The 26,790-nt window shown below is 40.9% G+C and carries 20 protein-coding genes; 11 read left to right on the top strand and 9 right to left on the bottom strand.

The window, feature by feature from the left end; translation table 11 throughout:
• Window positions 1–6: 6 nt before the first annotated feature.
• Window positions 7–1,206: a multidrug effflux MFS transporter gene (locus H3302_RS09550; protein ID WP_036967656.1), complete on the bottom strand. Its 1,200-nt coding sequence runs from the start codon at window positions 1,204–1,206 to the stop codon at window positions 7–9.
• 195 nt (window positions 1,207–1,401) lie between these two features.
• On the opposite strand from H3302_RS09550, the gene H3302_RS09545 reads away from it, so the two are divergent.
• Both H3302_RS09545 and H3302_RS09540 read left to right on the top strand, forming a co-directional pair.
• Complete coding sequence (locus H3302_RS09545) at window positions 1,402–2,199, top strand: M48 family metallopeptidase (protein ID WP_065978701.1); 798 nt, start codon at window positions 1,402–1,404, stop codon at window positions 2,197–2,199.
• A 95-nt stretch (window positions 2,200–2,294) separates the two neighbouring features.
• Complete coding sequence (locus tag H3302_RS09540; RefSeq protein ID WP_182395027.1) at window positions 2,295–4,202, top strand: hypothetical protein; 1,908 nt, start codon at window positions 2,295–2,297, stop codon at window positions 4,200–4,202.
• A gap of 78 nt (window positions 4,203–4,280) precedes the next feature.
• Here H3302_RS09540 and H3302_RS09535 read toward each other — a convergent pair whose 3' ends face one another.
• Entirely contained in the window at window positions 4,281–5,063 is a 783-nt protein-coding gene (locus H3302_RS09535) for a nucleoside-binding protein (protein ID WP_065978699.1), read from the bottom strand.
• Window positions 5,064–5,189: 126 nt separating this feature from the next.
• On the bottom strand, window positions 5,190–6,503 hold the full coding sequence (locus H3302_RS09530; RefSeq protein ID WP_036967666.1) for a Na+/H+ antiporter NhaC family protein: 1,314 nt from the start codon (window positions 6,501–6,503) through the stop codon (window positions 5,190–5,192).
• Between the two features lie 290 nt (window positions 6,504–6,793).
• On the opposite strand from H3302_RS09530, the gene dapB reads away from it, so the two are divergent.
• The 5 genes from dapB (at window position 6,794) to H3302_RS09505 (ending at window position 13,860) form a co-directional block, all read left to right on the top strand.
• Complete coding sequence (dapB, locus tag H3302_RS09525) at window positions 6,794–7,591, top strand: 4-hydroxy-tetrahydrodipicolinate reductase (RefSeq protein ID WP_065978698.1); 798 nt, start codon at window positions 6,794–6,796, stop codon at window positions 7,589–7,591.
• 207 nt (window positions 7,592–7,798) lie between these two features.
• Window positions 7,799–8,935 (top strand): glutamine-hydrolyzing carbamoyl-phosphate synthase small subunit, encoded by a 1,137-nt coding sequence (carA, locus tag H3302_RS09520; RefSeq protein WP_036967672.1) that lies wholly within the window; start codon window positions 7,799–7,801, stop codon window positions 8,933–8,935.
• A gap of 16 nt (window positions 8,936–8,951) precedes the next feature.
• Window positions 8,952–12,170 carry a carbamoyl-phosphate synthase large subunit gene (gene carB, locus H3302_RS09515; RefSeq protein WP_036967675.1) on the top strand — a complete coding sequence of 1,073 codons (3,219 nt, stop codon included), beginning with the start codon at window positions 8,952–8,954 and terminating at the stop codon, window positions 12,168–12,170.
• Between the two features lie 51 nt (window positions 12,171–12,221).
• Window positions 12,222–12,698: a transcription elongation factor GreA gene (gene greA / locus H3302_RS09510; RefSeq protein ID WP_036967677.1), complete on the top strand. Its 477-nt coding sequence runs from the start codon at window positions 12,222–12,224 to the stop codon at window positions 12,696–12,698.
• A gap of 118 nt (window positions 12,699–12,816) precedes the next feature.
• The gene (locus H3302_RS09505) at window positions 12,817–13,860 is read left to right on the top strand and encodes a S66 peptidase family protein (RefSeq protein ID WP_036967679.1); all 1,044 of its coding nucleotides are present in this window, start codon (window positions 12,817–12,819) and stop codon (window positions 13,858–13,860) included.
• A gap of 44 nt (window positions 13,861–13,904) precedes the next feature.
• On the opposite strand, the gene H3302_RS09500 is transcribed toward H3302_RS09505, so the two are convergent.
• Window positions 13,905–14,561, bottom strand: coding sequence for a nitroreductase family protein (locus H3302_RS09500; RefSeq protein WP_182395025.1), 657 nt, complete (start codon window positions 14,559–14,561; stop codon window positions 13,905–13,907).
• Between the two features lie 103 nt (window positions 14,562–14,664).
• On the opposite strand from H3302_RS09500, the gene H3302_RS09495 reads away from it, so the two are divergent.
• Window positions 14,665–15,603 (top strand): LysR family transcriptional regulator, encoded by a 939-nt coding sequence (locus H3302_RS09495; RefSeq protein WP_036967684.1) that lies wholly within the window; start codon window positions 14,665–14,667, stop codon window positions 15,601–15,603.
• 250 nt (window positions 15,604–15,853) lie between these two features.
• Window positions 15,854–17,182, top strand: a complete 1,329-nt coding sequence (locus tag H3302_RS09490; protein ID WP_182395023.1) for an IS4 family transposase — start codon at window positions 15,854–15,856, stop codon at window positions 17,180–17,182.
• Between the two features lie 30 nt (window positions 17,183–17,212).
• On the opposite strand, the gene H3302_RS09485 is transcribed toward H3302_RS09490, so the two are convergent.
• From H3302_RS09485 to H3302_RS09465, 5 genes are all read right to left on the bottom strand, one after another.
• Window positions 17,213–18,655: a serine hydrolase domain-containing protein gene (locus H3302_RS09485; RefSeq protein ID WP_182395020.1), complete on the bottom strand. Its 1,443-nt coding sequence runs from the start codon at window positions 18,653–18,655 to the stop codon at window positions 17,213–17,215.
• A gap of 189 nt (window positions 18,656–18,844) precedes the next feature.
• A complete protein-coding gene (locus H3302_RS09480) occupies window positions 18,845–19,708 on the bottom strand; it encodes a D-Ala-D-Ala carboxypeptidase family metallohydrolase (protein ID WP_074989302.1) in 864 nt (287 codons plus the stop codon).
• Between the two features lie 8 nt (window positions 19,709–19,716).
• The gene (locus H3302_RS09475) at window positions 19,717–21,336 is read right to left on the bottom strand and encodes a murein L,D-transpeptidase (protein WP_182395018.1); all 1,620 of its coding nucleotides are present in this window, start codon (window positions 21,334–21,336) and stop codon (window positions 19,717–19,719) included.
• Between the two features lie 320 nt (window positions 21,337–21,656).
• Entirely contained in the window at window positions 21,657–24,809 is a 3,153-nt protein-coding gene (locus tag H3302_RS09470) for an efflux RND transporter permease subunit (protein ID WP_036967697.1), read from the bottom strand.
• A gap of 3 nt (window positions 24,810–24,812) precedes the next feature.
• Entirely contained in the window at window positions 24,813–25,985 is a 1,173-nt protein-coding gene (locus H3302_RS09465) for an efflux RND transporter periplasmic adaptor subunit (RefSeq protein WP_036967700.1), read from the bottom strand.
• A gap of 162 nt (window positions 25,986–26,147) precedes the next feature.
• On the opposite strand from H3302_RS09465, the gene H3302_RS09460 reads away from it, so the two are divergent.
• Complete coding sequence (locus H3302_RS09460; RefSeq protein ID WP_182396409.1) at window positions 26,148–26,396, top strand: YkgJ family cysteine cluster protein; 249 nt, start codon at window positions 26,148–26,150, stop codon at window positions 26,394–26,396.
• A gap of 107 nt (window positions 26,397–26,503) precedes the next feature.
• On the top strand, window positions 26,504–26,755 hold the full coding sequence (locus H3302_RS09455; protein ID WP_065978689.1) for a hypothetical protein: 252 nt from the start codon (window positions 26,504–26,506) through the stop codon (window positions 26,753–26,755).
• The last annotated feature ends 35 nt before the right edge of the window (window positions 26,756–26,790 follow it).

Here is a 26,790-nt window from a genome sequence, read left to right as displayed (position 1 = left end):
TGCCTGTCATAGACAGGCATTTTTTTTGTCTAATTTTCGATGCCAAAGCTGCACAAGTAGTATAAGGATAAGCGCACTGAACATCATGGCTGAAAATGGCACCGCACTTTGTGGGTGAATAAACGCGAGGATAGGTCCTACGAGTGCGCCACTGCCAAAACGTAACGTACCAATTACCGCCGTTGCAGTCCCTGACTTTTCCTCGAATTGCATTAAAATCAATGAGTCGGCATTACTTGCCACAATCCCCAAACTCATCATTAAAGGCGCTATGCTTGCGACGATAAAATACAGCGACAAATGCATTAAACTAAACAGCAGTAATGCTGAGCCCGATGCAAAGCCAATACCTAAGCCTATAAACAGTAATTTGCGCGATCCTAAGCGTGGTACAAGTCGGGTATTCATAAAGTTACCGAACATTAAGGCAAGTACGTTAAAGGCAAATAAAATACCGAAGAGTTGTTCATCTACTTTAAAAAAGTCCAAATAAACGTAAGGCACAGACGTTAAAAAGCAGAAAAATGCGAACGAGGCAAACATAGAGCTAGCGATGTCGGCACGTGCACTTTGACGTGAAAAGACGGTTTTATAGCTGTTAAAAAATAACGCTAAACCACGTTGCTGACTTTTGAAAATAGGGATATCAATTAAGTAAAGTTGCACAAGTGCTAAAATCGCAAAGCTATACGCAGCTAACACTAAAAATATAACCTGCCATGTCGAAATGCCCATAATTAAAGAGCCAAGCGTGGGGGCGATAAGGGGCGCTACCATCATGATCATCGATACATACGACATCCCCTTTGCCGTATTCTCACGGTAAATATGACGAATAATACCCGGTACAACCACGGTTGCCGCGGCACCAGTGAAAGCCTGTACTGCCCTAAGTGACCAAAAAAGCTCTATGTTATGGCAAAATGCCAGTGCTAACGAACTTAAACCAAACAGCGCTAAGCCTACTTTAGCCAGTAATCGTCTACCAAGCTCATCGGCAATAGGGCCAAAAAATAGCATACCCAGTGCATAGCCAGCTAAATAGATACTCAATGAAATTTGTACATTTGGCATGGTTGTTTGTAAGTCATTGGCAATGACCAACATCGCAGGTAGATACAAATCAATTGCCAGCGGAGTAATGGCGACAATACTTGCCAGTAACGGCAATAAAATGCGTTTATTTAATGTGTCGGGGGAAGGCATTGGAAACTCGTTTATCAATCAATAGACCCCTATTGTAGCAGCGAGTGGTTCGTTGGTGAACTTAGTTTGCCTGCTAACTAAAAGATTTAACTGAAAAATCACATTTGCACGGTGGGAAATGTATTTTCATATAAAATTAATGAATGCTTTGCTATATTAGCAACAATTGCACTAATAGTATTTGTAAGGATTCACATGAAAAAGTTAATGATGGTCGTGTTAGCCACCGCTGTTTTAGCAGGGTGTAAAACGTCTCCAACGGGACGTACACAGATCGCGCTCTACTCAGATCAACAAATGAGTCAAATGGGCCAAGCAAGTTTTGCTGAAATGAAGAAAACACAGCCGATTAACTCCGACCCAAAAGTTAATGCGTATGTAAAATGCATCGCAGACGATGTGATTTCTGTTTTGCCGCGTGAATATGCTCAACAAGCATGGGAAGTGGTGGTGTTCGAAGAAGATTCTGCGAATGCGTTTGCATTACCAGGCGGCTACATTGGCGTACATACCGGATTATTAAAAGTAGCGGTTAACAGGGATCAACTAGCGACCGTGTTAGGCCATGAAGTTGCACACGTTATTGCTGAGCACTCGAATGAACGTGTATCGCAAAACTCCTTGATTCAAACAGGTTTACAAGTCGGTGGTGCTGCGCTTGATATGGGTAATGTGCAATATCGCGGTGAAATTATGCAAGCACTTGGACTCGGCGCACAATTTGGTGTGGTGTTACCTTTTAGCCGCTCACATGAATCTGAAGCTGATATTGTAGGTTTAGACTTAATGGCAAAGGCCGGCTTTAACCCAGAGCAGTCAGTGTCATTATGGCAAAACATGAGTGCAGCTGGCAGCAGCGGCACACCCGAATTCATGTCGACTCACCCAGCACCGGGTAATCGAATTAAAGAGCTACAAAAACACATGCCAACGGCTTTAAAAGCACAACAAGCGGCAAAAGCGCAGGGCAGAAACCCACAGTGTAAACTGTAAATTAGGACTATTTTCTTAGCTTTATACTTTAAACATAAGCCTAATCAATATATGGTTAGTCTTATGTTTTCAAAATAAGTACAGAGCATTTAGGGATGAAAAAAAAAGCTTTATCAGTAATTGTTTTAGCTAGCGTTGTAACAACGTTAATATTTTATGTAACCAATACTGAAACTTCACACACGAACGAATCAAAAAAAACCGTCAATACAACAAATGACATTAGCTCATTAGATAAAAATACCGAAGCGACTTCAGAAAAAAAAACCTACAAAAAACGCCCTTTTCCAAATGAAGTTCCAGACGAACAACTGTGCAGAGATTTAAATCTTAAGCAAAGCAATTTACACTATGATTTTTCAGATGAGATAGAACTTAAAGCACTGCACGCTTTCAAAAATGGTTATTCAGCAAAGCAGGTTGCGGATGCAATTTGGTTTGTTAGCAGTTGGTCACAAGCGCAAGATTGGTATGAAAGGGCTATGTTGCATGAATCCGTTTCTGAATTGATACCAGTTATAAAATCATTGCCGAATAATGAACGGTTTCTTAGTCAATATAATTTTGTTAATGGACCAAATTCATCGGCGACGGAAGTTTTGGATTATAAGGATTCATTAGACAGACTTTGGGCAGACTTACCACTTGAGGAGCTTAATCGGAAGATTACATCGACTAATATTTCATCGGTCGAAACTTTCAATGAAATTGAACGGGTTTTTTCAAATTTCCCATACGAAATACTTAATAGTGAATCTATTTCCCCTTTAAATTCCATTTTAGGTTTTTTAGTTGCTAAGAAACGCATTCCTACTGCCATAATGCTTTTACAGCGCTATCCTGGACTTGAGTTTTCAACGGCTAACTTTACTAACGAAGCAGCAACTCAACTCCTTATGATAATCGGTAATGAAGGTTATGAGATTGAAGACTCTGAAAGTTATCAGCAACTCTTTGATTTGTTGGGCTTGAGTGGAAAAGGTATTTACTATCAGGAAATTAATCATCCTTTGTTTAGTAATGTCGAGGTCAAAAATGCAGTAGAAAAGTTAAATCATGAAGGTATCGTTGTTAACTTAATCCCAGTAGAGGATTTAGAAAAGCCAGAACCTATTTTTGTATTGAATATTGATAAGAATGAATTAACTGATGACGAAAAACGTAGTTTAGATAAATGTAATTTAACAAGGGAGTGGCTTGAAGGACGTCAACTCAATTATTTGCAGCTTGATACATTCGAATCAACGCCTTTTATTGAATCAATTAAATCGTCACCTGAATTTTATTTTTGTAAAAATCAACAGCACCCAGATGATTTTCCCCTCATTAAAAGTCAGTTTACTGAAATGAGAAAACAGATCACTCAAACAATAGCGAATCAGAATACTTCACTAGAAAAACTTGATTTAACAACGTTAGATATACCAGACACGATGTTACCAGAAGTTAAATCTATTTTAGGAATCATTCTTGCTCGCGATTATTTACAAGCGACATCACTCAATGAGCAAGAAATTATGATGAGATTGAGTAATGTTGGCTTAAAGCCGTCAAGCAAGCATATTACAAGTTTTTCGGGATTGGCTAGTTTGAAAGGTTTCACAATGTGGCTTGAAACGCTTTCTTTCGACGAACCAAAGGACGCTAAAGCCCTTTTAAATGAGTTTGCCAATAAAGGTGCATATAAAGCATTTTCTGATCTTAATAGTATGGTAGGGGCTGAGTTTGATTTAGAGACTGAGCTGGATCCATTTTATTTTTTTATAAAAAACTATTCTTCTATGACATTACACTTTGGTGATATTAATGCTTATGAACAGAAAGATAATGCGGCTTTCATAAACTATTTTAAGGTGAGTGGGGTAAAAATTAAGCCTCAGCATCGGCGAGCTATATTTAAACGTAAAATATCTGAGCAAGATGCTTATAAAGCACTAATTAGTCATTTCCCAGAGTTAAAGGTCGAAAATGTAGATGAGTTCTTCTCTTTAAGTTGCTTATGAGTACTTTTAAGTAAAAGTATTGCTATAAATTCTAAAACTGCGAAATAAATAACTATTTCGCAGTTTTATTGATAACGTTTAGAACGTCCACTCAACATGAAGTTGTGGGACTGATTCAGTGGTATCTGTGCCTAGTTTATTATGCCAGTATTGCCACTCAAGGCCAAGTAACAGGGTATTTTCTTTCATGCTGATTGCATGACCTAAATCCCATGTAATAATAGGCTGTGCTAAAATCCATGCTTTAACGTCTTGACCGAATTCGTTTTCACGCTCTGCAATGTACTCAACATGGCCTGTCACATTAAATTTTTGTGAGCCAATAGTGAATGGGTAGCCCCATGCTACATCAATCATCCAGCTGTTTGTTTCAGTAGGAGCACCACCACGAGCAACACCTTCACTGTCATCAATGTAGGCTGTAAACAACGTTGATAAAAAGCTAAAACCTGGTGCTTGCCAGCTTAGTTTTACACCGGGTAAATATTTTAGAACCTTTGAGTCTCCAGCAGCGTTAAAGCCCGCAGTTAAACCTACGTCAGCAATCGCACCATATGAAAAATCGTTGCCTGAGATTTTTGACAGGCTAAAGGTTGAATACCATTCACCATAAAAGTCTTTATCTTGATATCCATCTTGTAAATCATCATCACTGTAGTCAATAAAAAAGAAGTTATCGCCATAGTCATAACCAGATGCATGCTGTAATGACACAACCGTTGTGTTTGATTTAGCCAAAGAAAACGGATTTTTGTGCTCACCGTTATTGATGTGTAATTGCGTTGAGCTCCAATTAGCCGCATAGCTCGAAGTACTCGCTGCACATAGCGCAGCAATAGAAAGGATCTTTTTCAAGTTCATATCTCAATATTGATGTAGTCATAACAATTCACTTGATTAAGCGAATTAGTATATAAAGGGGGATACAAAGTGAGGATTATAGCAGATACGTCCTTAAAATGACGTATCTGCTCAAAAATATTTAACTTAGGCTTTATTACGGCGTAAGCATATTACCGCAATCGCAGTAAACGCGAGAATAAAACAATAATATGACGATGTAGATACTTGCCAAGGGCTGATTTTAAACGTTGCACCTAACAATAAGGCTTGTGCGCCGTAGGGCAAAGAGCCTTGTGTTACACAGGCAAAAATATCTAATAAACTGGCTGAGCGCTTGCCAGTGATTTCACCGTCATCGGCCAGTTTTTTCGCAATAGGGCCTGCAACAATAATAGACACCGTATTATTAGCAATACATACGTTACTCGTCATTACGAGTGCTGCAATACCTAATTGATCAGCAACTTTACGATGCCATTTAGCAATAATTTTCGTGATTGCCTGAATTTTGTTAGCAATGTAATCAAGGCCACCGTTTATACGAATAAATTCTGACAGGCCGCCAATAAACATAGATAACAAGAAAATTTCCTGCATATCGGTAAAGCCTTTGTAGATATCTTTTACAAAGCTTGCGCCTTCATAACTGCCTGTAAAGCCCATTAGTGCTGCGAAAATAATCCCGCTAAACAGCACCACAAAGACATTAAATCCCATCACCGCTAGCACTAAAATAAAGGCATACGGAAGCACGAGTAATATATCGTAATCCTGTGTTTCAACCGCTTCAGCTGCCGGTGTTAAAAAGAACAATAATGCAATGGTGAGTGCAGCAGCAGGCAGAGCAATCTTTAGATTCTCGCGAAATTTATCTTTCATTTCACAACCTTGAGTACGGGTAGCCGCAATTGTTGTGTCAGAAATGATTGATAGGTTATCGCCAAACATTGCACCCGATACAATTGTACCGGCCATCAATGCCGGATCGATACCCGTTTTTTGCGCTACGGCGTAGGCAATAGGGCCAATCGCGCCGATGGTGCCCATTGATGTGCCCATGGCAGTTGAAACCACGGCAGCGATTAAAAATAAGCCCGGAAGTAATAAAGCTGGGGGAATAAGAGATAAACCGGCATTCACGACGGCATCAACACCCCCGGTTGCGCCTGCGACGGCAGAAAACGCACCTGCAAGAAGGTAAATCAAGCACATAGTAATGATATTGCTATGACCTGCACCTTTTATAAACGTTTCAACACTGTGGTTAATCGTGTTTCTATTTAAAATAAAGGCCAACATAATGGCAGGTAAAATAGCGACCGGTGCCGGTAGTTGATAAAAGGCGTAATCAACACCTTGAGATTGTAAGTATAAGCCTGCGCCTAAAAATAAGCCGACAAACACCAAAAGCGGCAGCAAAGAAAGTTTTGCTTTTGTTTTATTAAATGATGGCTGCATCATATTCCTCGTTAGATAACCAAAAACACAGCCAAAAACTTCTTTTAGCTGTATTTAGTTGTTGTTTTATGAAAATAAAAACAACAACAGCGCCCGCAAGCCAAAGACCAAATCGGCGCAAAGGAAGAAGTTTAAATGTATAGATGGCTAAATGCAAAGGCTATCTGTTATTATTGTTGTTATTTTATAAATCCAAAAAATTAGCGCTGTATTTTTTATAAGCTAACCTGACTATTACATGAGTTTTCGATAAAATCTAGCCAGCTAATAAGAATAGATAAGGTAAAAGTATGAACCGTATAGGTGTATTTGGTGCCAATGGCCGCATGGGGCTTGCACTATTAGAGGCTGTTACAAAAAATGAGCACTCTGTGTTAACGGGGGCGTATGTCCGTGAAAATTCACCGCTTATTAATTTAGCTGTTAATCAATTAAACAGTGCCGCTGATGCGGATGTGCAATTTAGCAAAGAAACTGATGTAAAAGAGACTGACGTACTTATTGATTTTACTTTACCCGCGGGGATGCGTAATCACCTCAAAACAGCGGTAGAAAAAAATATAGCCATGGTGATCGGCACGACAGGCTTAACCCACGACGACCTTGAAGCGTTAAACGATGCAGCAAAGTATATCCCGATTGTTTTTGCTCGTAACTATAGCGTAGGCGTTAATTTACTGCTTAACTTAGTGCAGACTGCAGCTGTGAAATTTGGCGATGACATGGACATTGAGATTTTTGAAGCGCACCATCGTCATAAAATTGATGCGCCCTCGGGCACGGCTTTGGCTATTGGTGAGGCTATTGCAGAGGCAAAAGGCTGGCAACATGATGACGTTGCACGTTTCGATAGAAGCCACGATGAACAAGCAAAATCGCAAAATGAAATCGGTTATTCGGTCATGCGAGGCGGAGATATAGTAGGTGAACACACCGCATATTTCGCAACTTCTGGCGAAAGACTAGAATTAACTCATAAAGCAAGTTCTAGAATGACCTTTGCCTTAGGTGCTGTAAGAGCTGCGGGCTGGTTGAAAAATAAGCCGGCTGGACTTTATGACATGCAAGATGTGCTTGACTTGAAGTAGTTTAGTTTCTTTTTTGGCAGTTTCAGTGAAAATTAAGTTAATAACGCTTATTTTTACTATTTTATTAATTATGATTAGATCTGAAAAGCAAATTACTGTAAAATAGCGCCAATTTGCCAAAAATTCATAAATGCGTGTTTCCAATCGCTTTAAACGGGCAGTAGAGCAAATGACTTTACTCCCGTTTTTTACTGTTAGGAGGTTAACTTGACTAAATCCGCTCTGTTAGTCCTAGAAGACGGCACAGTGTTTCGCGGTACTGCAATCGGCGCTGACGGCATGTCAGTCGGTGAAGTAGTATTCAATACGTCTATGACTGGTTATCAAGAAATTTTGACTGACCCTTCATACGCGGAACAAATCGTAACTTTGACGTACCCACATATCGGTAATACGGGTACTAACAGCGAAGACGAAGAAGCGGGTCAAATCTGGGCTAAAGGCCTAGTGATCCGTGATTTGCCACTGCTAGCAAGTAATTTCCGTAACGAGCAATCGTTAAGTGATTACTTAAAAGAACGCAATATCCTAGGTATTGCTGACATCGACACTCGTAAATTAACACGTATCTTACGTGATAAAGGCGCTCAAAATGGTTGTATCATTGCAGGCGACGAGTTAGATGAGAATAAAGCGCTCGAAGCTGCGCAAGCCTTCCCAGGCTTAAAAGGCATGGATTTAGCAAAAGTTGTCTCAACCAAGGAAAATTTTGAGTGGCGTGAATCAAGCTGGACATTAGGTGAAGGCTTTAAAACGCTAGAAGCAGCAGACGAGAAATTTCACGTTGTTGCTTATGACTTCGGTGTTAAACGTAATATCTTACGCATGTTAGTTGACCGCGGTTGTAAATTAACCGTTGTGCCGGCACAAACATCTGCTGAAGACGTACTCGCACTTAACCCAGACGGTATTTTCTTATCGAACGGCCCTGGTGACCCTGAGCCTTGTACCTACGCCATTGACGCAATTAAGACCTTTTTAGAAACAGATACGCCAATTTTTGGTATTTGTTTAGGTCACCAATTACTTGCGCTTGCCTCTGGTGCAAAAACAGTAAAAATGAAGTTCGGTCATCACGGTGGTAACCACCCAGTTAAAGACCTTGACCGCAATGTGGTTATGATCACTGCGCAAAACCATGGTTTCGCAGCGGATGAAGCGACATTACCAGCGAATTTACGTGCAACTCACGTTTCATTATTCGATGGTACGCTACAAGGTATTCACCGTACTGATAAGCCTGCATTTAGCTTCCAAGGTCACCCTGAAGCAAGCCCAGGTCCTCACGATGCAGCACCTTTATTCGACCACTTCATCGACTTGATGCAAGCTCGTTCTAACTAATTTAACCGGAGTAACAATGCCAAAACGTACCGACATAAAAAGCATTCTTATCTTAGGCGCGGGCCCGATCGTTATCGGTCAAGCTTGTGAATTTGACTACTCTGGTGCACAAGCGTGTAAAGCACTACGAGAAGAAGGCTATCGAGTTATTCTTGTAAACTCGAACCCTGCAACTATCATGACTGACCCTGAAATGGCCGATGCGACGTACATCGAACCAATTCACTGGGAAGTGGTAGAAAAAATTATTGAAAAAGAAAAGCCAGATGCTGTACTCCCAACAATGGGTGGTCAAACAGCATTAAACTGTGCGCTTGACCTAGACAAGCACGGTGTGTTGGCTAAACACGGTGTTGAGCTAATCGGTGCAACTGCGGATGCCATCGATAAAGCAGAAAACCGTGAGCGTTTTGACGCTGCAATGAAAAATATTGGCCTTGAGTGTCCGCGTGCTGAAATCGCTCACTCAATGGACGAAGCACACGATGTACTTACTCGTATCGGCTTCCCATGTATTATCCGTCCATCATTCACCATGGGTGGTACCGGTGGCGGTGTTGCATACAACCAAGAAGAATTTGATGAAATTTGTGAGCGTGGTTTAGATTTATCACCAACAAATGAGCTTCTAATTGATGAATCATTAATCGGTTGGAAAGAGTACGAAATGGAAGTTGTTCGTGACAAAAACGACAACTGTATCATCGTATGTTCTATCGAAAACTTTGACCCAATGGGCGTTCACACGGGTGACTCAATCACCGTTGCACCAGCACAAACGTTGACGGATAAAGAATACCAAATCATGCGTAATGCATCGATGGCGGTACTTCGCGAAATCGGCGTTGAAACAGGTGGTTCAAACGTACAGTTTGGTGTGAATCCAGTTGATGGCCGTATGGTTATCATTGAAATGAACCCTCGTGTATCTCGTTCATCGGCTCTAGCGTCTAAAGCAACGGGTTTCCCAATTGCTAAAATCGCTGCGAAACTAGCTGTAGGTTATACGCTTGACGAGCTTCAAAATGATATCACGGGTGGTAAAACACCTGCTTCATTCGAGCCTTCAATCGATTACGTTGTGACTAAGATCCCACGTTTTAACTTCGAAAAATTCGCAGGTTCAAACGACCGTCTTACTACACAGATGAAATCTGTGGGTGAGGTTATGGCTATTGGTCGTAACCAACAAGAATCACTACACAAAGCATTACGTGGTCTTGAAGTGGGTGCAACAGGTTTTAACCCAATTGTTGCGCTTGATGACCCGAAAGCGAAAGAGAAAATCATTCGTGAATTGCGTGAGCCAGGTGCCGAGCGTATTTGGTATGTTGCTGATGCAATGCGTCATGGTATGAGCGTTGAAGATGTATTCGAATTGACTAAAATCGATCCATGGTACTTAGTACAAATCGAAGATATCTTAAAAGACGAAGAAACAATCAGCGAAGTAGGTATGGCTGGTTTAAATGCCGAGTTCTTACGCAAGCTTAAACGCAAAGGTTTTGCTGATGCACGTATCGCTGAAATTGCGGGTGTATCTGAAGCTGAAATTCGCAAAAAACGTCACCAATTAAATATCGTGCCAGTCTACAAACGCGTTGATACGTGTGCGGCAGAATTTAGTTCAGACACAGCTTACATGTACTCAACGTATGACGAAGAGTGTGAAGCGAACCCGTCTGACAAAGATAAAATCATGGTAATTGGTGGTGGTCCTAACCGAATTGGTCAAGGTATCGAATTCGATTACTGCTGTGTTCACGCGGCATTAGCGCTACGTGAAGACGGTTACGAAACAATCATGGTTAACTGTAACCCTGAAACTGTTTCTACAGACTACGACACATCTGACCGTCTATTCTTCGAGCCAATTACGCTTGAAGATGTGTTAGAAATCGTTCGTGTTGAAAAACCAAAAGGCGTAATCGTTCAGTACGGTGGTCAAACTCCACTTAAACTGGCTCGTGCACTTGAAGCGAATGGTGTGCCAGTTATTGGTACGTCACCTGATGCAATCGACCGTGCTGAAGACCGTGAGCGTTTCCAACAACTTGTTGAGCGTTTAAACCTTCTTCAACCTGAAAATGCAACAGTAACGTCTCTTGAAGAAGCGATTGTAAAATCGGCTGAAATCGGTTTCCCTCTGGTTGTACGTCCTTCATATGTACTTGGTGGTCGTGCGATGGAAATCGTTTACGATGAAGATGACTTACGTCGTTACATGACTGAAGCGGTATCTGCATCAAATGAAGCCCCAGTATTGCTTGACCGTTTCTTAGATAACGCAATCGAAGTTGACGTTGATGCTATCTGTGACGGTGAGCAAGTTATTATCGGTGGTATCATGGAGCATATCGAGCAAGCAGGTGTTCACTCAGGTGACTCAGCATGTTCATTACCTGCTCATTCATTAACTGCTGAAGTACAAGACGTAATGCGTAAGCAAGTGACAGACATGGCACTTGAGCTTGGCGTAGTGGGTCTTATGAATACACAGTTTGCAGTGAAAGACGGCCAAGTTTACTTAATCGAAGTAAACCCTCGTGCAGCGCGTACAGTACCGTTTGTATCAAAAGCAACGGGTGTAGCACTTGCTAAAGTAGCAGCGCGTTGTATGGCAGGTCAGTCATTGGCAAGCCAAGGTATCACCAAAGAAGTGATTCCTCCTTACTACAGCGTTAAAGAAGTTGTATTACCGTTTGCTAAGTTCCAAGGCGTTGACCCAATGCGTGGCCCAGAAATGCGCTCAACGGGTGAGGTAATGGGTGTTGGCGAAACATTCGCCGAAGCGTTCGCTAAAGCACAATTAGGTGCAAGCAACACTTTACCACGCGGTGGTCGCGCGTTACTATCGGTACGCAACAGTGACAAACCACGTATTGTTGAACTTGCTAAAACTATGACTGAACTTGGTTTTGAGCTAGATGCAACAGGTGGTACTGCCAAAGCACTTGAAGACGCTGGCATTGCAGTTCGTCGCGTAAACAAAGTATTCGAAGGTCGTCCTCATATTCTTGATAGAATTAAAAATGGTGAATACAGCTACATTGTAAACACTACTGAAGGTCGCCAAGCGATTGAAGATTCGAAGGTGTTACGTCGTGGTGCGTTACAGCACAAGACTAACTACACAACGACACTGAACGCGGCATTTGCTAACTGTACTGCAAACCAAGCAGACGACCGTAGCAAAGTGACGTCAGTTCAGGAACTACACCAGCGAATGAACTAAGGAAATGTGCCAAGGGCGAGTGATTCGCCCTTGGGATTAAGTGAGAATAATATGCAATCAATTCCGATGACGGTTCGTGGTGCAGCATTACTGCGCGAAGAACTTAACGAATTAAAAACAGTTACCCGTCCAAAAATCATTGCTGATATTGCTGACGCACGTGAGCATGGTGATTTGAAAGAAAACGCGGAATATCATGCTGCTCGTGAGCAACAAGGTTTTTGTGAAGGTCGTATTCAAGAAATTGAAGCGAAGCTTTCAAATGTACAAATCATCGATATAACTAAGATGCCTAAGACAGGTAAAGTTATTTTTGGTACAACGGTTACTATCGTTAATGTTGAAACCGACGCTGAGGTTAAATACCAAATCGTGGGTGATGATGAAGCAGATATCAAAAATAACCTGATCTCTGTAAACTCGCCAATCGCGCGTGGTTTAATTGGTAAAGAGGTTGATGACGCCGTTACCATTAAAACACCTAATGGTGAAGTTGAATACGAAATCATTGAAGTTGAGTATATTTAATAGCTTAACCAAGCATTGATGAAGCCGCGGTTTTATACCGCGGTTTTTTTATGCCTGTTTACAGCCACCCAATTATTCGTTACGTTGGCGTTCTATTAACGATTATATAGAGGTGACAATGGCAAAAATTCACTACCCTAAAGCGCTTTCAAAAGGCGATAAAATAGCCATTTGCGCTTTTTCATCAGGGGTTGATCAAGCATATCACGCACGTTTAGATCTTGTGTTGGCGGGCTTAAAAGCAAAAGGCTTTCAAGTTATAGAAGGGGCATGCTTACGCGAAGCCCATAGTCCTGCAAAACAGCGTGCAGATGAATTAATGCAGTTTTTAACAGATGACTCAATTGCCGCTATCATGCCGCCATGGGGCGGCGATCTCACCATGGAAATTTTATCTTTACTTGATTTTAATGCGATAAGCCAAGCACAACCGAAGTGGTTAGTGGGATTTTCAGATATCAGTACATTTGCATGTGCTTTAACGACACGATGTGGTTGGGCAACACTGCACGCAGCAAATTTAATGCAAATTCACCCAGACGATCCTGATGAATACTTAGCAAACATTTTCAAAGCACTACAATTAGGTGAAAAAGGTCAATTAAATCAAGTGGCCTCACCTTATTACCAGCAGTCTGTTATAGATTATTCGCACCAGCCGCAGGCACAGTTTGATTTAACTGCACCGAGCCAATGGCGTTGTATAAACTACAAAGACACACGTAAAATTGAAGTGTCAGGGCGCTTGATAGGCGGCTGTTTGGATACGTTAGGTTTACTATTACCTTCTAATTACTACGCATTACATGAATTTAAAAAACAGTATGCACCTGAAGGACTTATTTTATATTTAGAAAATGCAGAGCTCAGCCCGATGGCACTTGCACGCTGTTTGTTATCGTTAAAATTGAATGATGTTTTTACCGATGTAAATGCCGTTGTGTTTGGTCGCAGCCCTGCAATAAATAACGACTGCTACTTTGATGAATCTCAAGCAATTGAGCTCGCATTTAAAGGCAACTTATTTCCGGTTATTGTCGATGCAGACATTGGACATGTTGCGCCAAATTTAGCGCTTATTAATGGTGGTTTTGCAACGATTACTGCTGACTTAAGTGAAGGTATGGCGCGTAATGTGAAGGTCGATACAACGTTAAATTAAATATTACGCCTACGAGAGTAGGCGTAATAGAGGGCATGTAGCGCTTAAATCACTGAAATAACAGTATCTTTATCTAAACGCGATTTTGGTAATGCAGCATTATAATCTTGCTCAGGTTCGTGATAGCCAATTGCCAAAGCAACTTCACAGACATACCCATCTAGCTCATAAGCGAAAAGCTCACCGAGTAAATCTTTATCAACCCCTTCCATCGGAGTAGAGTCAATGCCTAAACGAGCCACGGCATGCATGGTATTGCCTAACGCAATATACGTTTGTGACTTAGTCCACTGTGCATTATTACCTTGTTCATCGGTATTTAAATCAACAAAAGCAAAGGCACCAAAAGCGCTTTCTTTGTTTTCTGCTTTTGTACGGCCATTAGCAATGTCTGCCTCTATGACTTTTTCATAATCTTCACGTTTGTAGCGAGGGTTATAAGCAAATAATATAGTGTGTGAGGCGGCCTTTGCATGTAATTGATTAAACTGAAACTTGTTTGCAAAGCTGTCGTGTAAACGCTGTTTTGCTTGGTCTGATTCAATTACTACGAATTTCCATGGTTGCGAGTTAATCGATGAAGGAGTTAAGCGCAGTGCTTCTAAAATAACGGCCAAATCATCTTGGCTAATGCGTTTAGTTGCATCGTAGCGCTTGCTTGTATAACGGCGTTGTAAGTCTGAAATAATAGGGTGTGTCATGTAATTGCTCCCGCATGTTTAACAATATGTCTGAGTGTACGCCTTGCATACTTAGCGATAAAGCGCATAATTCAATAAACATTATCAAAAAATTTTAGTTAATATGTTGGTTGAAGATCTGAAATTAATCCTCAAGGTCGCTGAATTCCGCAGCATTACTACCGCTGCTGCAAAACTAGATATGCGCTCAGCAACAGCGAGTGCAGCAATAAAGCGTGTTGAAGCAGCACTCGGTACTGAGTTATTTGTGCGAACAACGCGTCACTTGCGTTTATCAGCAGCTGGTGAGCGCTTTTTGCCTCAATGTCAGCAGGCAATTGCCATGCTTGAGCAAGCAACTCTTGCATTAAAAGGCGAGCATGATGAAATTGAAGGGGAGCTTAGAGTGGCGTTATCATCTGATCTGGGCCGTAATATGATTATTCCTTGGCTTGATGAATTATTAGATGAGTACCCTAAACTCAGCTTGAGACCGCATATCAGTGATAGTAATGTTGACTTTTACCGTGATTCAGTCGATTTTGCACTGCGCTATGGCTCGCCATCAGATTCCAATCTTTATGGTTTCAAAATTTGTAATGTGCCACGTATATTATGTGCAACCCCAGACTATTTAGCCAAGCATGGTATGCCTAAGCACCCAAATGACTTAAAACAACATCAGGGGCTTTTTTATCAACTGCAAGATATCATTAATAATGTCTGGGATTTTACTGACGGCACAGAACGTTTTAAGGTAAAAATGCAAGGTCGCCGTGCCTCTAATGATGGTGATTTAGTCAGACGATGGTGTGTTGCAGGTAAAGGCCTTGCAGTTAAATCATGCATTGATATCAGTGATGATTTGCTTAATGAACGTGTAATACCTGTTATGCAAGATTATCCGCATTTGTGTGCAGAGCTGTGGCTTATCTGTCCAAGTCGGCAATCAATTACACCTGCTGTTCGTTTAGTTCGGGATATATGCCGCGAAAAAACCAAAGCTATACTCAATCAACTGATTGAAAAGGGTATTTTAGATAAGCGGGTACTCGATAACTAATTATTTTAAGTATAGAATAACGAGGCTTTTTCATCTTTATGGCTAAGCAACATTCTCAGAGCAGGGTGAAATTCCCCTCAGGCTTTATACTTTAAATTAAAGTGAGCCCGCGAGCGCTTTAGTCATGCTAAAAGTAAAAAGAGGCCACGTGGCGTGTAATGCAGATCAGTTAAGCATATTTTTATGATCACTTGACTGATCTTTTCATAGCTTCACAATCCGATATTAGAAATAGTATCGGATTTTTTTTATGTCTCTAATTCAACACTTCGATGATATGTCCTCCTTTTTAGATGATGTACATACACTCGACAAACTTAAGCAGGTTCTTGACCCAGATATTCTTGAACAAGCATTTGAACATGCGGGAGTTGCCACTGTTCGCAGAAGGCGGTTACCGCTAGAAGCTATTATGTGGTCTGTAATTGGAATGAGTTTATTCCGAAACGAAACTGTGTGGGATATTGCTAACAGACTCGACATATCCTTGCCTGGAAAAAACAAATTAGTAGCGCCGAGTGCGCTCGTGCAAGGTCGCCAAAGGTTGGGTTACGAAGCAGTCCAACAAACATTTCAATTACTTTCACATAAAGTGTTTGCCACCCAGCCTTTTGAGCAGTGGTGTGGACTTAATTTACTTGCAGTGGATGGCGTTAGCTTCCGAACTCATGATAATCAAGAAAACCGAGAAAAGTTTGGCAGTGACAGTAATCAGCATGGAGAAGTCAGCTATCCACAAATTCGAATGTGTAGCTTAATGGAAGTATCTAGCCACTTATTGTTAGACAGTAGTTTTGATGCCCGTTGTGTAGGCGAAATGAGCTTAGCTCAACGTCTATTACCAGCCGTACCGGATAACTCTCTGACCTTGTTTGACCGTGGTTATTACTCATTAGGGCTACTTTATCAATGGCAAAGCCAAGGAAAAAACTCTCACTGGATGTTGCCAGCAAGGAAGGATTTACAGTATCAAGTTGAACACAGTATCAGTGACAATGATAAGATTGTTACCTTATCTACAAGCCTTCAGGCGAGAAAGAAGTTTGAGTCATTACCAGATACCATAACGGCAAGATTAACCACTTATAAAGCTGATGGAAAAAGCTATCGTGTTCTGAGTTCGCTTATTGACCCTTTACGATTTCCGCATGACGAATTAATAGAGGTTTATACACAACGCTGGGAAATTGAGCTGGCGTTTAGAGAAATAAAGCAGGGATTGAATCACAGCAAACATACATTACGTAGTAAGAAGCCAGACATGGTACGCCAAGAGTTATGGGGATTACTACTCGCTTACAACTTAATACGCATAATCATGCTTGATGCAACTAAAGAAGAAGATATCTTGCCTACTCAATTAAGCTTTAGCCAATCTATGCGGCAGGTAATCGCTTTCTTCATGTTTACGCCAATACATAGTGCAAGTAAGTTACCTGTTCATTATGATGAGTTACTGACAACACTTAGGTTGTTTATCTTACCCGATAGGCTACCAGACAGGCATTATCCAAGGGTGATAAGAAGGAAACCAAATAAGTATCCTTACAAAAGAAAATGCCAGTCAGCTCTTAACTGACTGGCATTACACGTGGCGTGGCTTCTTTTGTTATTGCAGTTTTTCAATTGCGTCGTGTGCACTGTTACTTTCTGGGTCTAGCGTGAGCGCTTTTTTGTAACTTGCTAATGCTTTTTGTTTATCACCGGCTGCTAAATATGCTTCACCTAAACTATCAAACGTATTTGCGGAATCTGGATAAGATTGATTGTTGAGTTCAAACACCGTGATTGCGGCGTCTAGCTCACCCATCTGCATTAATTCATAGCCAAAGTAGTTTAGCGACCTTTCTCTTGGCGTATTACCATCACTCACCATTTGCTGATAGGTTTTCTTTAGCCCTTCAATACCTTCACGTTTAAATACGTTATAAAGTTTGCTATCTACATGCTCTGTCGCTTTTTCGTAGGGTTTGTCATAGTAGATTGCAAGTAAGCCATTAGTCATGGGGGTGAGTGGCGCACCACCGGTATTATTTAAAATGATAACCAGTAATTTGTCTTCGATGATCCTACTTATAAATGCATTAAAACCATTGATGCCACCGCCATGTTGAATACGTGTCAGGGGTTTTCCATAGGTGCTTTTATCAAGGTTAGTTACTTCCCAACCAAGCGCATAATTTCTTTGCTCAGACACGTGATACATCTGCTTTTTATATTCTTTGTTCAATAACTTATCTGAGTAAAGGGCTTGATCCCATTTTAGTAAATCTCGTGCTGTTGAATACATAGACCCAGCAGCATACGGGATAGACATATCTAAGTAGTCTGTATTGCTGTAGCCAGTTAGGCCATTGTCGTAACCCGATACGCGAAATTTAATTATTTTATTGTGAGAATCATAGCCAGTGTCGTTCATTCCGAGTGGATCTAAAATATTCTTCTGTAATACGTCTTTGTATTTTTGACCCGTTACCTTTTCAATTACTGCACCTAAAATAAAGTAGCCTGAGTTGCTATAACGAAATTCAGTGCCGGGTTCGAACAATAGATCATCACTGCACAATAAGCGGATAAATTCATCAACGCTGTAGTTGTTTTTACTATATTCGTCGCGAAATGTTTTTAATTGAGTGTAATTACTAAGCCCAGAAGTATGGTTGAGTATTTGTCGAAGAGTAATTTTTGCTGCGATATCTTGCCTGTAATCAGGAAGGTACGTTGCCAGAGGTTCATCAAGTTTGAGCTTACCTTGTTGCGCAAGTTGTAAAATGAGCATGGCAGTAAATTGTTTTGTAATCGAACCTATTCTAAATTTACTTTTCTCGCTGTGCTCAATATCCCATTCAAAGTTTGCGTAGCCATAACTTTTTTCAAACAGTACTTTTCCATCTTTAGCGACTAGTACATTGCCATTGAACTGCTTGTAGTCATGAAAACCTTGAATAAAGTGAGCCATCTCAGTTTGCATATCTTGGCTGCGGGCAAGGCTTGTAAAAATAATTATTGAAATGATAAAGAGTAGTTTTATGTAATTTATAAATGTTTTCATTGCTGTCCTTATGATGAATCTAATCCATTCTAATTCCAAAAGAGGCAGTCTCGTTTTAGCCGTGACACTATGTGAGCGATGGATTTTCTATTTAGTGTGATTTTTGTACTAATTCACAATAGCTTAGTCTTTATCTTATTGGAATATAATAGAAACATTCTATTACAATTCATTTATTAATAGAGTGTCTTACCACCTTGCGGTAAAGCCACGGTTGTCTATGTGTACAAAACCACCATGATGAGCCGCAGGTTTATAGCGGCCAATACCGCCAGTGTAGCGGCTTTGCTTTTGAAATTTTTCGAACAGTTTATAAAGTACATCGACATCGGCAATGGTGAGCTTGCCATCACCGTTTAAGTCGTCCATGCGTCCATCGCCGTTTTCATCGATGTATAAATCAAAGGCATCACCATATTGATGACGACTGTGTCGTCCATTACCAATAGAGCGGTTGTAATGAGGCGTACGGTAGCCACTGATAAAGGCAAATTTAGTTACTTTAATTCCTTCACGTTGCACAAATTTAAGTAAATCTTCGAGCATCATTAACCCATCGTTATTAACATAAAGGTATTTTGGGAAACCACTCACTTGTTTACAAATCACATTTCTAACTTGCACATGAGGTGTTAATTGGCGTGTTAAATCCTGCTCTGTTATTTCAATAAGCCCTGATGGGGCACTGTACTGTGGGTTGTTTTTGTATGGAGCAGGGTACGTGCCAATTTGGTAATTATTCAGTACTTTGTTTTTGGCGTTAAACGGCTTTTTTACAATAACCATTAAGGTGCGTTCAGCGTGTGAATTTGCCAGTACTAAAGAATAAAACCCTGCTTTTTCAGGAGCATAAACGGCGAGGCTTGTAGGGCCTAACCGTTCTGTTTTTACATCTGACACATCGGTAGCAGAAAAGTCGGCCGTGTTATCAAGGGTGAGCACTTCATTCGCATCCATTACAATACTGTGCAGCGATTTGTTGAGCTCAAGTGCACTGATAGGCAGCGTTATGCATGCAAACAACGTACTGATAACCACTAGGCTAAATTTCATAGATACCTCTAGATTGAATCATTTGAAAGTGGCTTAGTGAGTTTTTCTAGTAATACAGGATCGCGATTATACACATCAGAGTAAAAATGCAGTCCATCATCTGTATTTGCAGCCACGGTCCAATACATTAAAAAGACATCAAGCGGGTTTGACAGGGTTACTTTTTGTGTCTCTTTAGCTGAGATAGCGTCATCAATTTTACTGCGAGACCAACCATCCGAGGTTCCTAATATTTTTTCAGCGAGTGTGAGTGGCTCATCAACCCGCACACAACCATGACTGAATGCACGTTGGTCTTGCTGGAATAAACTTTTTGCAGGAGTGTCGTGCAAATAAATTGAGTATTTATTTGGGAACATGAATTTGATTTGTCCCAGTGAATTATTTTCTGAAGGTTGCTGTACAAACCAATACGGGAAGTTTTTGCGGCTCGCATTAGCCCAGTCAATGCTCTTGCTATCTACGGGGTTACGGCGGCTATCTACTACCACAAAGTCCTTTTCATTCAGATAGTTGGGGTTATCTTTCATTTTCTTAATAATCCCTCCAGAAATACTCCGTGGTACTGTCCAAGTCGGGTTCATTACTATGTAACTCATTTGCCCTTTGAATATGGGGGTTTTTGTGTAGTTTTGGCCTACAACTACATTGGTTTTCCATTGAAGTTTGTTATCTTCGAACAGATAAAGCATATACCCCGCAATATTAACGATTAAAAAACGCTCGGTAATGGTGTTGTCTACCCAGCGAATGCGCTCTAAATTAACTAAGATATCATTAACATATTCACTGTAATCTCTATTGAGCAGCTTTATGGTTTCATTTCCTATCACACCATCGTCAGCAACTTGATGTAAATATTGGAATTTTTTAACAGCTTCAACAAGTTCAGTGTCGTAACTGGTTTCATCTGAAATACCAGAAGAGTAGTAGTTTAAGCGTTGTAGTTTTTGTTTTAATAGTGGAACAGCGGGGTCTGATTGACCGGGTTTTAATACCTTATTTTGTAATGTGATATTTGCAAGCTCACCTTTGGTGTCAAGTTCGCGATAAAAAACCAATGCATCTTTCAAGGTTTTATAGTGGGGCAGAGTGGGTTTTAAATCATTAAGGCCTTTTTCGAGGCTTTTTGATTTTACATGTTTAAGCAGCGCTTTTGCAGCGGCATCTGGGGTGACATCAGACTGCTCGTAATTCCATGTGTCGGATAGTAGTTTAGAGTTCACTTTACCGCGAATCAGGTGTTTTGCGTAAGTCATGATGGCATCGGTCATCAGCACATCGAATTGTGCTTCGACGGCTTGCGTGCCGCGCTTGTCAATTTCTTTTGCCAATGCCATCAGCGTGTCAAAGTGGTAATCGTTAGGGAAAAGTCCTTCAAGCTCAGCTTGTGCAATTAAATTAAGAGCTTGTTTTGTGTACGCAAAATCAGACCAAACACGTTCAAAGTTATTTGCTTTGTAGGTGGCAACAGTCATTTCAGGGGAGTGGATTAGTTCGCTTTCTACAGAATGAGATTCGCCAATTAAAATAGGTTCAAGCTGTTGTTGTAAATATGGGTTTTCAGCCAGCGCAGGAATACAAAAAGATAAACAACTAACCAAGGCAGTGTAGCGAATAAATTTCATAGCTATGTCCTTATAACGTGTTTGTAAGAGTGACACTAATTAGCATTAATACTTAATTATTCAGAGGGGTAAAACCTGATGCTGACAGCGTTAAAAATTTCTGATTTTGAACAACGAAATTTTGCAGTGCTCGCGACGAGGGTTTTCGCCTAAAAATAACTCTTAGAATAAGCAAATTAGTATTCTTTGAATTTGTTTCTTTTTTACACACTTAAGCTTAGCAAAGTTATGAAAATTTTAGGAACATATTTGTTTATTTTTTAACAAAAAACGCTTGGTAAGAAAGCTTACCAAGCGCTTGGTTGGGATAAGGAGAGGGCTTAGTTACTCGATGTCTGTAGTGGGGCATCAGGCGTTGTTTTTTTGCCTCTTAGTTTAGCAATTAAACGCTTGAAGTCTTCTAATGCTACGTACTGACATGGAATTAAAATTAATGTAATTACGGTCGCAAATAACACACCAAACGCCAGCGATACAGCCATTGGGATAACTATTTTGGCTTGTAAACTGGTTTCCATAATTATTGGCAATACACCTATAAATGTAGTGATCGACGTTAATAAAATGGCTCTAAAGCGGCGTGCCCCTGCTTGCATTACTGCTTCTTTAATTGCGACTCCTTCTGCTCGGGCTTTATTAACAAAATCGACCATTACGAGCGAATCATTCACAACAACACCTGCAACCGCAATAATGCCGAACACCGACAGGCTGCTCATGGTCATCCCTAAAATCATGTGACCAAACATGGCACCAATCACACCAAATGGAATAACCGACATGATAATAAATGGCTGAGAATATGAGCGAAGTGGAATCGCTAATAATGCAAAAATAATCATCATCGACAGAGCAAAATCACGTACTTGCTCAGCCACACTGTCCATTTCTTCTTGAATACGTCCTGCTACATTACTTTCTACACCTGGGTAGTTTTTAAGTAGGCTGGGTAAATACTCATCACGAATTTCTTTTGCGATTGCAAATGGTTCTGCTTGCTCGGTATTAACCGCAGCCCACACATTAACAGTACGCTTTGCATTTTCTCGGCGAATACGGTTAACCCCATCTACGATATTTACTTTAGCAACTTCTGCCAGCGGCACTTCAACACCCGTTGGCGTAATGATACGTGCATCGGTAATGTCGCTCACAGCATTGCGTGATTCTCGTGGATAGCGAATCATGACTTTGATCTCTTCACCTTCGCGAAGAATACGTTGTGCCTCTAATCCGTAGTAACTAAAGCTCACTTGCGAAGCAACATCAGACAGTGTAAGACCTAAGCTATACGCAAGAGGTTTAAGTTCTAGCTGTACTTCATCGGTCGCCGATTGTAGTGAGTCATTAACGTCACCAACACCTTCCATGCTGTTAAGTTTCTCTTTAAGTTTTGCTGCGACTTCTTTTAGTTTGTTAATGTCTTTGCCTTCTAAGCGAAAACTTACATCGCCATCATCACGGCCGCCATTCATTATGCTGTCTTGAATGTTAAGTGTTTTTACACCAGGCAGTGGCGGCATTTGTTCACGCCATAACGCACTTAACTGAAATGTATCGATAGGGCGTAAGTCAGGCTCAACTAAAATAGCCATAATATTGGCATTGGTGCGACCTCGTAAGCTGACTGATAAGTCACGGATCATCGATTGACCATACTGCTCTTGCAGTTGCTTATCGACATTTAATATGACGTTTTCAATTGTTTTTGCTGTCTCAAGCGTTGCTTGCTCAGATGACGATAAGTTCATTTCGACTGAGATGCGCGGGAAGTCATGCGGAATTTTAGGGTTCGCAACAAACTTCACTAAACCACCTGCAAACATACCACCGCTCACAATAAGGACACAAATAAAGCCAACAATAACGGTATATCGATAGTGAATACAGTGACCAATAAATGGCGTGTAATAATTATCGACAAAGTTTTTCAAACCGTTATCCATACCTAAACGCAAACGATGTAAAGGGTTTTTAGGGTTGGCAGGTTTATTTTTCATTGCCGCTAGGTGAGCTGGTAAAATAAGTTTCGATTCAATCAAAGAGAAAATTAAACATAAAATAATAACCCCACCAATGGCTTTAGAGAACGCAGAACCAGGCCCCGACGCCAGTGTTTGCGGTAAGAATGCAGCAATGGTTGTTAGTACACCAAATGTAGCAGGAATGGCAACGCGTTTTACACCACGCACAACGTTATCAAGGCTATGGCCGTGTTTTTCAATTTCAGCACTGGCTGACTCACCGACCACAATGGCATCATCAACGACGATCCCCAGAACTAATATGAAGGCAAATAAGGATGCAAGGTTAACGGTGATATCTAAAAAGCCCATTGGCATCATTAAAAAAGCACCTAGGAAAGATACAGGCAACCCCATCATGACCCAAAATGCTAATCGCAATGGCAAGAATAGGGCGAGTACCACCATCACCAAAATACCCCCCCAAATCATATTATCGATCATCATATTTAGACGACCTTCAAGGTAGTAAGTTAAATCGACAATAGGTGATAATTTTACACCCTCTGGTAAGAGTGGGGCTTTATCAGCAAGGTACTGTTTAAGAACCGCTGCAACTTTGGTGATATCTTGATCTTTAGAGGCATTAACTTCAAACGTTAATGAGTTTTTGCCATTGTATTTTGAGTATTGCAGACCCTCTTCAAAGCCATCGTTTACGGTGGCTACATCGCCAAGTAGCACTTGTGCGCCATCGGGTAGGTGCAATAACGGGAGGTTCTCAAACTCTTTACCACGGTAAGCTTGGTTTTCAACACGCATTGAAATATAACCATTTTCAGAGCGAATTTGACCCGCCGACATATTTGCCGAAAAGCTACGCACGGCAGTCGCAATATCCCGGAACGTTAAACCATACTCGCGCAGTTTATCAGGGCTTATTTCAATGCCAATTTCATAATTTAGGCCACTGTGAAATTCAACTAAGTTGATTTGCGGTAACGCTTGAAGTTCATCTTTTATGTCGTTACCCAGCTCTTTTAGTTGGTAATTGCTCATATCGCCATAAAGCGCCAAGATCATGACTTCTTGCTCGTACTTATCACGGCGAACAATAGGCCGTTCCATCTCTGCAGGAAAGGTATTAATTGAGTCAACTTGCATCTTGATTTCGTCAAGCACTTCCTGCGGATCGTATTGTTCTTCAATTTCGATCCAGGCTTGTGAAAACCCGCGGTTCGAATAGGTAATTAAGCGTTTAATACCTTCGAGTCCTTCAAGTGACTCTTCGACTTTTATGGTGATGCCTTCTTCGACTTCTTGTGGAGCAGCACCCGGATAAACAGCTTGAATGCTGATCCAGTTACTTTCAAACTGTGGGAACATCTGTTTACGAACAGACATAGCGGTCAGCAAACCGCCCACTAAAATAAAGATCATGAGGAGATTTGCTGCAACAGGGTTGCGAGCAAACCACGCGATTAAACCTTTTTCTCTTTGCGTGGTCATGGCTTAGTCCTCTTTTAACGCGAGTTGCGTGGTTGGCGCGCTTAACTCAGCGTTATCTAACTTTACTGCCATCCCCTCAGTGGGGTACTCAAGGGCTGAGGTAATGAGTTTTTCACCATTCGCAAGGCCGTTATCCGCGATCACCATACCATTTTGTTCACGCACGATATGAAGGGTTTTAAATGTCAGTGTTTCGCCTTCTTGTAAAACGGCGATTTTGTTGTCTTTTACTAAGTGGTGTGGCACAACAATGGCATTATCTAAAGCGCGACCTTGAATAGTCGCGTTGATGTATGAGCCAAAACGTAATGGATTTTTTTGCTGGTAGGGCGTAGCAACTTGGGCAACTAAATAATTCATTCGACTGCGTTGGTCTACCACACCTTCAGTGCGAACAATGGTCGCTTGCCATGTGGTTTGTTTACCAGCAAACTCGGCGCTAATAGAAACGTTTGCACCAATACCTTGATTATCCAGATACTGTAAGTCTTTATCGGCAACGGGTAAGCGGATTTCAGCAAGTGAGGTAGAACTTAAACTGCCAAAGCTGTTACCCGGGTTAACAACACTGCCTAAACTAATTAAGCGTTCTTCGATAATGGCATCGTAAGGGGCTTTAATATAAGTACGTTCTAAGTTGCGTTTAGCACGCTTAACGCTTGCTTGCGCTGCACGGTAATTAGCAAGTTTTTCAGCGAGTTGTGGTTTACGTAGGTAAAGTTCAGAGGGAATAACTTGATGAGAGTCGCCTTTGATACGATCCCACTCAGCTTGCGCAACAGAAACTTGTGCACGTTCAATCTCCAGAGCAGAACTTGCTTGTGCAAGCCCAGCTTCGGCTTCGATAAGTGCTGCTTCGTAATCATTTGGGTCAATTCGTGCTAGAATATCGCCTTGCTTAACAAAACCGCCTTGTACAAACTGATCAGAAAGCGATACAACTTGGCCGCTAACTTGCGCTACAAGCTCGGTGTGATTCTTTGGCTTAACAATGCCGTACGATTTTACATCGAGAGTAATCGTATCGAAGCTCAATGGTTTAATCGATACAAGCGGACGCGTATCTTGTTCTGGTTTTTCGACAGGGGCTTGCTTCATTGAGGCAAACGCAAAAGCCATTCCTAAGCCGCCGACTAAAACGGCAATAGGGAGAATGATTTGTTTTTTACTAGCCACGGGATATTCCCTCACGGTTGACGGTAATGATTAAATTTAAAATTTGTTAGGCTAAGCATACGCAATAAAGTGTTTACAAGGCGTTTGAAGATGTAACAAACCATTACACATATTACAAAGACGCGATAAAAGTTCTTAAAGAGGTACGTGATGACAGATAAAATGGCATGTAGATTAGGCTGTGGCGCCTGTTGTATTGCACCTAGTATTAGCTCACCCATTCCAGGGATGCCAAAAGGCAAAGCGGCCGGAGAGCGCTGTATCCAGCTTGATGAGAATAATTTGTGTAAATTATTTGGTGACGAATCAAGACCCAAAGTATGCAGTGATTTTTCTGCCACGATAGATGTGTGTGGCACGACTAACGAACAAGCATTGTATTTAATTACCGAACTTGAACAGATGACATAAATTTGGCTGTTGTTTCTGAAAAGCTTTAAACAATATTTATCATAAAACATTTAGCAAGCTGGTTCTATTTTAGTTACGATACACTGATTTTGTAATTAAGGAAGAATATGAGACACACATCCAATGAAGCGTGGTTATTTTTGTTGTTAGTTGTATTAGCTATCGTCATGCCATTCATTATCGGTTTAGTGGTGGTAAAAACTTACCGAAGATTTAAACCCATAGAACAGGCTGATACGGATTCTGTATCGATTATGAGTTCGATTGAAAGCAAAGATAGTTTTTTTAAAATATTATTTGTGGGTTTTTTAGTTAGCTCTCCGATATTTTATGGCTTATATCATTCATTTTTAGCCTAAGAATGTTACCGAAAATGCCAGTCTTATTGACTGGC

This window comes from Pseudoalteromonas sp. MT33b (assembly GCF_014117385.1).
In the GTDB taxonomy this organism is placed as follows: Bacteria; Pseudomonadota; Gammaproteobacteria; order Enterobacterales; family Alteromonadaceae; genus Pseudoalteromonas; species Pseudoalteromonas lipolytica.
The sequence above is the reverse complement of the archived record's forward strand: the minus strand, read 5'-3'. Positions and strand labels throughout refer to the sequence as shown.

Bases quoted from the DNA above. Each gene is read 5' to 3' on its own strand.
- H3302_RS09460 (WP_182396409.1), top strand. From the start codon at position 26,148: ATGGCATGTAGATTAGGCTGTGGCGCCTGTTGTATTGCACCTAGTATT.
- dapB (WP_065978698.1), top strand. From the start codon at position 6,794: ATGAACCGTATAGGTGTATTTGGTGCCAATGGCCGCATGGGGCTTGCA.
- H3302_RS09470 (WP_036967697.1), bottom strand. From the start codon at position 24,809: ATGACCACGCAAAGAGAAAAAGGTTTAATCGCGTGGTTTGCTCGCAAC.
- H3302_RS09490 (WP_182395023.1), top strand. From the start codon at position 15,854: ATGTCTCTAATTCAACACTTCGATGATATGTCCTCCTTTTTAGATGAT.
- H3302_RS09475 (WP_182395018.1), bottom strand. From the start codon at position 21,336: ATGAAATTTATTCGCTACACTGCCTTGGTTAGTTGTTTATCTTTTTGT.
- H3302_RS09495 (WP_036967684.1), top strand. From the start codon at position 14,665: ATGTTGGTTGAAGATCTGAAATTAATCCTCAAGGTCGCTGAATTCCGC.
- carB (WP_036967675.1), top strand. From the start codon at position 8,952: ATGCCAAAACGTACCGACATAAAAAGCATTCTTATCTTAGGCGCGGGC.
- H3302_RS09455 (WP_065978689.1), top strand. From the start codon at position 26,504: ATGAGACACACATCCAATGAAGCGTGGTTATTTTTGTTGTTAGTTGTA.
- greA (WP_036967677.1), top strand. From the start codon at position 12,222: ATGCAATCAATTCCGATGACGGTTCGTGGTGCAGCATTACTGCGCGAA.
- H3302_RS09530 (WP_036967666.1), bottom strand. From the start codon at position 6,503: ATGCAGCCATCATTTAATAAAACAAAAGCAAAACTTTCTTTGCTGCCG.
- H3302_RS09535 (WP_065978699.1), bottom strand. From the start codon at position 5,063: ATGAACTTGAAAAAGATCCTTTCTATTGCTGCGCTATGTGCAGCGAGT.
- H3302_RS09500 (WP_182395025.1), bottom strand. From the start codon at position 14,561: ATGACACACCCTATTATTTCAGACTTACAACGCCGTTATACAAGCAAG.
- H3302_RS09545 (WP_065978701.1), top strand. From the start codon at position 1,402: ATGAAAAAGTTAATGATGGTCGTGTTAGCCACCGCTGTTTTAGCAGGG.
- H3302_RS09550 (WP_036967656.1), bottom strand. From the start codon at position 1,206: ATGCCTTCCCCCGACACATTAAATAAACGCATTTTATTGCCGTTACTG.
- H3302_RS09485 (WP_182395020.1), bottom strand. From the start codon at position 18,655: ATGAAAACATTTATAAATTACATAAAACTACTCTTTATCATTTCAATA.
- H3302_RS09540 (WP_182395027.1), top strand. From the start codon at position 2,295: ATGAAAAAAAAAGCTTTATCAGTAATTGTTTTAGCTAGCGTTGTAACA.
- H3302_RS09505 (WP_036967679.1), top strand. From the start codon at position 12,817: ATGGCAAAAATTCACTACCCTAAAGCGCTTTCAAAAGGCGATAAAATA.
- H3302_RS09480 (WP_074989302.1), bottom strand. From the start codon at position 19,708: ATGAAATTTAGCCTAGTGGTTATCAGTACGTTGTTTGCATGCATAACG.